General features: G+C 52.3%; 5 protein-coding genes and 1 tRNA gene. 3 read left to right on the top strand and 3 right to left on the bottom strand.

The features are described 5' to 3' along the window. The first annotated feature begins 7 nt into the window (after positions 1 to 7). A tRNA-Asp gene (locus BZG25_RS07725) sits at positions 8 to 84 on the top strand. 243 nt (positions 85 to 327) lie between these two features. On the opposite strand, the gene BZG25_RS07720 is transcribed toward BZG25_RS07725, so the two are convergent. From BZG25_RS07720 to rdgC, 3 genes are all read right to left on the bottom strand, one after another. Next, entirely contained in the window at positions 328 to 582 is a 255-nt protein-coding gene (locus BZG25_RS07720; protein WP_021022889.1) for a YfhL family 4Fe-4S dicluster ferredoxin, read from the bottom strand. Position 583: 1 nt separating this feature from the next. After that, a complete protein-coding gene (gene yegQ / locus BZG25_RS07715; RefSeq protein ID WP_077606505.1) occupies positions 584 to 1,930 on the bottom strand; it encodes a tRNA 5-hydroxyuridine modification protein YegQ in 1,347 nt (448 codons plus the stop codon). Between the two features lie 123 nt (positions 1,931 to 2,053). Further along, positions 2,054 to 2,962: a recombination-associated protein RdgC gene (gene rdgC, locus BZG25_RS07710; RefSeq protein WP_198535209.1), complete on the bottom strand. Its 909-nt coding sequence runs from the start codon at positions 2,960 to 2,962 to the stop codon at positions 2,054 to 2,056. A 40-nt stretch (positions 2,963 to 3,002) separates the two neighbouring features. Between rdgC and BZG25_RS07705 the strand changes: the two genes are divergently transcribed. Both BZG25_RS07705 and BZG25_RS07700 read left to right on the top strand, forming a co-directional pair. Then, positions 3,003 to 4,358: an exonuclease SbcCD subunit D C-terminal domain-containing protein gene (locus BZG25_RS07705; protein WP_077638772.1), complete on the top strand. Its 1,356-nt coding sequence runs from the start codon at positions 3,003 to 3,005 to the stop codon at positions 4,356 to 4,358. A 3-nt stretch (positions 4,359 to 4,361) separates the two neighbouring features. Beyond that, positions 4,362 to 8,129 carry an AAA family ATPase gene (locus BZG25_RS07700; RefSeq protein ID WP_077638771.1) on the top strand — a complete coding sequence of 1,256 codons (3,768 nt, stop codon included), beginning with the start codon at positions 4,362 to 4,364 and terminating at the stop codon, positions 8,127 to 8,129. Positions 8,130 to 8,145 lie beyond the last annotated feature (16 nt).

The raw sequence follows: 8,145 nt of genomic DNA, 5'->3' as shown, positions 1-8,145 counted from the left end.
TTGGTGCGGAGTGGTAGTTCAGTTGGTTAGAATACCGGCCTGTCACGCCGGGGGTCGCGGGTTCGAGTCCCGTCCACTCCGCCACTACTTAGAAACCCTAGCTGAAAAGCTGGGGTTTTTTGCGTTTAGGCCCGGAGTAAATAGCCTGCTTATGTTAAAAGCAGAACCCTAGGGTACCAATTGCGATATGTGTGAGCCTGAGCGCCTGAACGCAACCCCTTCATTTGAGACTGCCATGTATTACTGTTAAGCGCTTAGCGTTAGTTCACTGTTGTAGAGTAGATTGATATAGACATAAAAAAAGCGCCTTGCGGCGCTTTTAATGGCTTAGGCCATCCCTTGGATGACCACAAATTTTTCTAAGAGCTGATCCTCTGTCTCGACATTATCGGGATCGGTGATAATGCATTTGGAGATAGGGCAGACCGACTGACACGTTGGCTTGTCGTAATGGCCTTTACACTCGGTACATAAATCTGGCTCGATCTCAAAGATCTCGGAACCCATCGAGATGGCCCCGTTGGGACACTCGGGCTCACACATATCGCAGTTTATGCATTTATCGGTGATGAGTAGTGCCATATTACTTACCCGATGGGTTACGTGTATCTTGTCCTGATTGCAGGTTACGCATCAGTAGCGCGTACTCTAGATCCATATCTTCTGGCACAGGAATAAATACGAAGTGGCCGCTACCTTTGGCATCAGTGATGGTTTCTGACTTACGGTTTTCCATCGCTTCTAGGGTGAAATGGACATTGCCTCGCGGTGTCATTAGCTCAAGGCTGTCACCGAGCATAAATTTGTTTTTCACTTCCACTTCAGCCAGATCGCCACGGCGCTTGCCAGTGAATTCGCCGACAAATTGCTGCTGTTCAGAAATTGAATAGCCGTAGTCATAGTTTTGGTAGCTATCGTGGGTATGACGACGCAAAAAGCCTTCAGTATAGCCCCGATGTGCAAGGTTCTCGAGGGTATTCATCAGGCTCTCATCGAACGGTTTACCGGCCACGGCATCATCAATTGCTTGGCGATACACCTGTGCTGTGCGTGCGCAATAATAGAAAGACTTAGTGCGACCTTCGATTTTTAGCGAGTGCACGCCCATGTGGGTCAAGCGTTCAACGTGCTGAATGGCGCGCAAGTCTTTTGAGTTCATGATGTAGGTGCCGTGCTCATCTTCGTACGCGGCCATCAACTCACCCGGGCGTCCGCCTTCTTCAAGCAACACGACATCATCAACTGGCTCGCCTTTACCCAAGGTTGGGGTCACTTCTTGAACTTGTACGACTTGGCCTGCGTCGTCTTCTTTGCCTTTATGCACTTTGTAGTCCCAACGGCAGGCGTTGGTACAGGTGCCTTGGTTTGGATCACGCTTATTAATATAGCCTGACAACAGACAACGGCCAGAATACGCCATACATAGCGCGCCATGAACAAACACCTCAAGCTCCATTTCAGGGCAGTGTTGGCGGATGTCTTCGATCTCTTCCAGTGATAGTTCACGCGATAAGATCACACGTTCAATCCCTTGCTGCTGCCAAAACTTGACGGTCGCCCAGTTAATCGCGTTGGCTTGCACGGAAAGATGGATTGCCATATCAGGGAAGTGCTCACGCACCATCATAATCAAGCCAGGATCGGACATGATCAGCGCGTCAGGGCCCATATCGATAATTGGCTTAAGATCGCGAATAAAGGTTTTTAGCTTGGCGTTGTGCGGCTGAATATTACAAACCACGTAGAACTTCTTACCCTGCGCATGGGCTTCGTCAATGCCTATTTTCAGGTTGTCGTGGTTGAATTCGTTGTTGCGCACACGCAGGCTGTAGCGTGGCTGACCGGCATACACGGCGTCGGCCCCATAGGCGAACGCGTAGCGCATATTCTTTAGGCTACCGGCGGGAGAGAGTAATTCTGGCGTAAACATAATTCCAAGCTTGAGTCTGAGTGTAAGTCAGGCACCTTCACGTTGAAGGTGAGTGTGGGCGCCATTTTACTGTGACATTACCCACACTACCAGCCGAATTTACCTAATCTTTGTGGGGATTAGTTAGTCGGTTTTTAAACCGCCTAACGCGGTGAATAAGCCATCTAGAAGGGTGTCGAGCTCGCCGCACATCAGCGATAAGTCGGCATCGAGGCGGGCTGCGACATCTTCTCGGTCGATGTCAGCGTTTTGATCGCGAATTTCCTCGGAGAACTTCAGTCGCTTCACGCTTAAATCATCGCCCAATATGAAGTCGACTTGTTCTTGCCAGTCCATGGACAACTTGGTGACTTGCTTGTCTGCCTCCAGGTGCGCCTGAATTTCATCACTGGTGAGATCTTGCTGTTTACACTTGATCACCCCACCTTCTTCCAGCAGTGCTTTGAGTTCTGCTTCATCACCGAGGTGAAAGCCTTGCGGCGCTTGGCCTTGCTTGACCCATTCGGTCATTGCATGCTCTGCCGGGGTCTCGGTTTCAACGGGAACGACGGGTAAGCTGCCGATGGATTTCCGTAGAAGGGCGAGCAACTCTTCGCCTTTTTTGATACTGGCGGCATCAACTAATACCAAACCTTTATCCGCCATAATCAAAGCGCACATCTGACTTTGACGCGTGAAGGCACGGGGTAAGAGCTCCATGACCACATCGTCTTTTAGGCTATCTTTCTCGCGCTTTTTCAGGCGTTGCCCTTGGGCTTGCTCCATGGCGTCAACTTTCTCTTCCAAGGCGTCTTTGATCACCGACGCGGGGAGCAACTTTTCTTCTTTGCGAGCGCGGATCAGGATATTGTTACCGCTGACATGCGTGAGCATATCGCCATGCTTACCCAGTGCATTGTCCCAGCCAAACTTTTGCATGTCCTGGCTGCCACAAGGGGTAAAGTCGAACTCCTTCAGCTGGCTTTCCAGTTGTGTTGGATCGAGGGGAATATCACGGGTAAGACGATAGACGAGTAAATTCTTAAACCAAATCATGGCGAGGCTTTATCCATCCTGTTGTGAGAAAGGCAACATGGTATTGCATTCACTCTCGAATGTCGCTGCAATTAGCGTAGAATTTAACCCTGCTCGCGACTTCAGCGAGACAAACTTGCCCAGCTTCCTCAATGAACGGATTACCTCAGTTGTGTTAAAGATCATTCATACCTCCGATTGGCACCTTGGTCATCAGCTACATGGCTATGATCGCCAATATGAACATCAAGCCTTTCTCGATTGGCTTAAGCAATGCCTCATTGATGAGCAAGCCGATGCCTTATTGGTGGCGGGAGATGTGTTTGACAGCGCCAACCCACCCGCCAGCGCTTGGCGAATGCTGTATCGTTTTTTGGCTGATGTTGCCAAAGCACTGCCACACTTAAATGTGGTGATCACCGGCGGGAACCATGACTCACCTAGCAAACTCGACGCCCCACACGAGCTACTGAAAGCCTTTGATTTACACTTAATTGGTGCCATTGCCCGTGACAGTGACGGTCACCTAGATACAGAACGTATGCGAGTGCCTATTACCGATAAGTCAGGCGACATCGCGGCTTGGGTATTGGCGGTGCCTTTTTTGCGAAGTGGTGATTTGCGTACAGAAGGACTCGATGAAAAGGATGATCGGCTTATTGAGGGAGTGCGAAGTATTTATCAGCAAACGGAGCAAGCTGGGCGTGAAAACGCGCGTGCTGATCAGGCATTGATAGCGATGGGCCATGTGTATATGGCCAGTGGTGAGTTGTCAGAAATGTCAGAGCGGCGCATTCTTGGGGGGAATCAGCATGCGCTGCCGGCGGATATTTTCAGTGAGGATATTGCCTATGTCGCGCTTGGACATTTGCATTTAGCTCAGCAAGTGGCAAAGCAAACACGGATTCGTTATTGCGGCTCGCCCATCCCTTTGTCGTTATCCGAACGCCACTATCGGCACCAAGTGTTAGCGGTAACGCTTGAAGACAATCAGCTACAAAGTGTGATCCCACATTATGTGCCGCGTGCCGTTGATTTATCGCGGGTTCCGGAACAGCCCTCACCGTTGGAGACGGTACTCGACGCACTGGCGGGACTCACGCTTGAGCCTTTACCGCTGTCGCAGCAACCTTTGCTTGATGTCCCTGTTTTGTTAGATAAACCCCAGCCGATGCTCAGGGAAAAAATTCTAGCGGCCTTGGATGGTAAACCTGTGCGGCTTGCCAAAATCACACCGCATTATCGCGAGCAACCACAAACAAGTGGCTTTCGACAGCAACGTCTCTCGGAGGTCGAGCCCTATCAGGTGCTTCGCCATGGTTGGCAGCAAAAGTATCAAGGTGAACCTGATACGGCGTTATCAGCAACGTTTTCTCAGTTATTGGAGCAACTGGAACAGGACGAGGATCAATAAACGATGAAAATCCTGGCATTACGTGGCGAGAATTTGGCCAGCATTCAACATCCGTTTGCATTGGACTTTTCACAAGGACCGCTGGGTGACAGTGGCTTGTTTGCGATCACAGGCAAAACGGGCGCGGGAAAGTCGACGCTTTTGGATGCGATTTGCTTGGCGCTTTACGACAAGATCCCGCGCTTTCAGTCCAATAAAAAGCATGATGCGGATATTGGCTTGGGCGACCCGGCCACTCGGGTTAAAGCCAATGATGTGCGCAGTATCTTATCGCGTGGTAAAGGCGAGGGGTACGCGGAAGTGGATTTTGTCGCCTATGATGGCAGCCGTTGGCGTGCGCATTGGTCGGTACGCCGTGCGCGCGGTAAGGCGGACGGCCGTATACAGGCGAGCGAGCATTGGTTGGAGAACCTCGCCACAGGCCAACGTATCGCCGGTAAAAAACAGGAAGTACTCAGTGAAATAGAGCGCTTAGTGGGACTGAGCTATGAACAGTTCCGCCGTGCGGTGATGTTACCGCAAGGGGATTTTGCCGCTTTCTTAAAAGCGTCTGCAGATGATAGAGCGGCCTTGCTTGAGCGCATGACAGGCACTGAAATATATAGCCGGCTGTCGCAAATGGCGCACCAGCGGGCACGTGATGAAAAGCAAGCACTGGATCAACTGACCCAACAGTTGGGCGATATTCAGTTACTCACGGATGACGAAGAACAGCAATTGCATCAAGAGCAGGCGCAATGCCAGCAGCACATTCACGATTTACACACTCAGCTCCGAAAACTCAATGACTATCGCCAACAACACACGCATTTTGCGCAAGCGCAGCAGGGCGTTGAGACGGCTCAGCAGGCGCTCGATGAAGCGAGTGAAGCGCGAGAGAGCATTGCCGCCCGGCGTGACGCGTTGGACGAGATAGAGCGTGTCCAAGTGGCCCGGGACGATTGGCAAGCGGTGCAGACCACCCAATGGCAACGCCAGGCGCTCACACTCGAAAGCCATCAGCTCGCGCGTGAAGAACGTCGTATAGCCCAAGCGTATGAACAAGAGGCTGAACGTTGGCGCGACGCTAATCGGGCAGTGGCGGAGGCCGAGCAAAGCTGGGCGGAGCTTGAGCCTAAAGTACGGCATGCGCAACAAATAGATACCCAACTGTCTGGCATTGAACGGCAAATGCATGAGCAAAACCTAGCGCTGAATGAGCAACAGCAAAAGTATCGACAAGCCCAACAGTCTTTTGCGCAAGCGCGAGCGCAAGCCGAACAACAGCAACAACGTGAGGCGGCGATAGAAAAAGAAATCGCCCGTTATGGTGACTTTTCTCATGTGGCGGAACACTATCAACCTGTGTTTGATAACCTGCGCCAGTACCTCGATTGCCAAGATACGCTCTCGGCGCTGCAAGAAGAGTATCAAGCCCGTTATCATCAGCAGCAACATTGGCAGCCGCAACGTGACAAGTTGGACAAAGACATTGCCCAAGTTGATGACAGCAGTGCGCAGCTGAAAGCCAAGCGACAAGCGTTAGAGCCTGAGGCGCTGCAGGCAAATCAAGACGCGGATCAGGTGCGGTATAGCAAACTGCACACGCAAAAGCAGCAGCAAGAAGCGGTGCTCAATGAGGGAAAAAACTGGCAGTATTGGCAAGAGCGCTGTCAGCATAACCAAGCGGACCTAGAAAAACATCAAGCACTGTTTGCAGACAGCCAAACCCAGTTAGCGCATTTGAAAGACACGCTGACCCGTGAGCAGGCTCAGGTCGAAGAAGCACAAAATAGCCTCCAACAGGCGATGGCGGTGGTCGAGCTTGATGATCTTCGCCAAACTTTACACGAGGGGGATCCTTGCCCGCTTTGTGGGGCCACCGAGCACCCCTACCTGCACCATGCCCCCGCGATAGAAGGCATGATCGCGCAGCAGCAGGCGCGTGTAGACGCCTTGCAAGCATCGTATAACCAACATCACGCCGAGTATTATTACTGGCAAAGGCAGCACCAGCAAAGCCAGCACGCGTGTGCCGAGTTAAAAGAGCAGGGAGCGGTTTGGCAGGCTGAGCGACAGCAATGCGAACGAGAGGTGCATGCTGCGATCGCTGAGCTGGATGAAACCATCGACTTATCGCGTCCACTCAGTGACATCCTCGGCGAGATTGACGCACAGGCGCAACCAACCTATGCCGAGTATCAAGCCTGTTATCAAGCGATGACAGAGCGCCAACAACAGCTTGCCCACATTCAGCAAATGGATACGGCCATTGCCGAACTCCAGCATGCACGTGAGCAGCTAGTGGCTCGACGTCATCAACTCGACCAGTCACTGACAGAGTGTGAGACACGGCTCAACGCGATTGATGAGCAATGGCAGCAGCAACAGACGCAAGTGACTCGAGTTAGCCAATCGCTGGATCAGCAATTAGGCGCTGGACAGTGGCTGGCGAGCCTGCGACAGGTTGGCGCCGCGCATTATATCCGCCAGATGGAGCAAAAAATTCAAGCCTATCAGGCACTGCAAGACGAAAAAGCGGCGCTTGCTGAGCACAAGCAACAAAGAGAGACCGACCTCGCCTCGCTTTCGCAGCAGTGCCAGAGCTTGTCAGAAGATATTCAAGCCCGGCAAGCCCAACTGGTGACCCTCGCACAAGAGCATCAACAGCAAAGTGCCGCGCGCCAAGCGCTGATCCCGCAATCAGATCTGGAGGCGCTAGAGCGAGCCTACAAAGCGGCCATTGAAGAACAAGCCGCACAACGTAACCAAGCCGAGCAAGCCTACAAGCAGGCCAGTGAAAAGCGTGCGGGCGTACAGGCGCGCCAGAAAACGCTTGATACCCAGCAGCGTGAGGCGGATCAGCGCTACCGCGCAAGTGTTAGACGTTGGATCCAATGGCAGCCGGAACTCGGTGTTCATCAGTATGATTTGATTGGTGCGCTGTCGTATAGCGAGGCATGGCGTGCCAATGAGCGACAGGCGATCAGCGATGTTGAAGCGCGTTATCAAGAAGCCAAAACGCGCCTTGATGAGCGTCAGCAACAGCTTGTTCATTGTCAGCAAACCATGGCAGACACCAAAGCTTGGATAGTGGCACAGCAGCTACCTGATGATGATGCGTCTCTCAGCGCACAGCAGTCACAGTGGCAGCAAGCGCTCGAGGAGCAGGAGCAGCGCCTCTTTACGCTTCGTCACCAATTGACTGAGTCAGAAAAAGCCAAGCACCAAGCCGGCTCACTGACTGAAAAAATAGAGGCGCAGCGGCATCAAACGGAACAATGGCTAAAATTGGCTGATCTGATTGGCTCCGCGAGCGGGGCGAAGTTCCGAAATCTTGCCCAATCTTTAACCTTGTCTCAGTTAGTGGATATCGCCAATGAGCACTTGGCGTCATTGTCACCACGTTATGCACTGCAAACGGTGCCGGATAGCTTGCTGGCGTTACAGGTGGTCGATCACGATATGGGTGATGAGGTGCGCAGTGTCGAATCACTGTCTGGCGGAGAGAGCTTTTTAGTCTCGCTCTCGCTGGCGCTAGCACTGGCCTCTTTAGCGGCAGATACCCGCCAGCTTGGCTCTCTATTTATTGATGAGGGCTTCGGCACCCTAGACCCTGATAGCTTAGAAATGGCGTTAGCCTGCCTGGATACCCTGCAAGCGGATGGCCGACAAATTGGGGTGATTTCGCATGTGAATACACTGGTTGAGCGGATTGGTGCACAAGTCCGTGTAGATAGCCAAGGTGGCGGCGCAAGCCGTGTATTAGTGACACAGCAAGGTGTAGGCTAGGTCACAGCCTGTCGAC

This window comes from Salinivibrio sp. ML198 (genome assembly GCF_001996015.1).
Lineage (GTDB): Bacteria > Pseudomonadota > Gammaproteobacteria > Enterobacterales > Vibrionaceae > Salinivibrio > Salinivibrio siamensis.
The sequence above is the reverse complement of the archived record's forward strand: the minus strand, read 5'-3'. Positions and strand labels throughout refer to the sequence as shown.

Excerpts from the sequence above, each read along its gene's own strand:
- BZG25_RS07720 (WP_021022889.1), bottom strand. The coding sequence starts at position 582 with ATGGCACTACTCATCACCGATAAATGCATAAACTGCGATATGTGTGAG.
- yegQ (WP_077606505.1), bottom strand. The coding sequence starts at position 1,930 with ATGTTTACGCCAGAATTACTCTCTCCCGCCGGTAGCCTAAAGAATATG.
- BZG25_RS07705 (WP_077638772.1), top strand. The coding sequence starts at position 3,003 with ATGGTATTGCATTCACTCTCGAATGTCGCTGCAATTAGCGTAGAATTT.
- BZG25_RS07700 (WP_077638771.1), top strand. The coding sequence starts at position 4,362 with ATGAAAATCCTGGCATTACGTGGCGAGAATTTGGCCAGCATTCAACAT.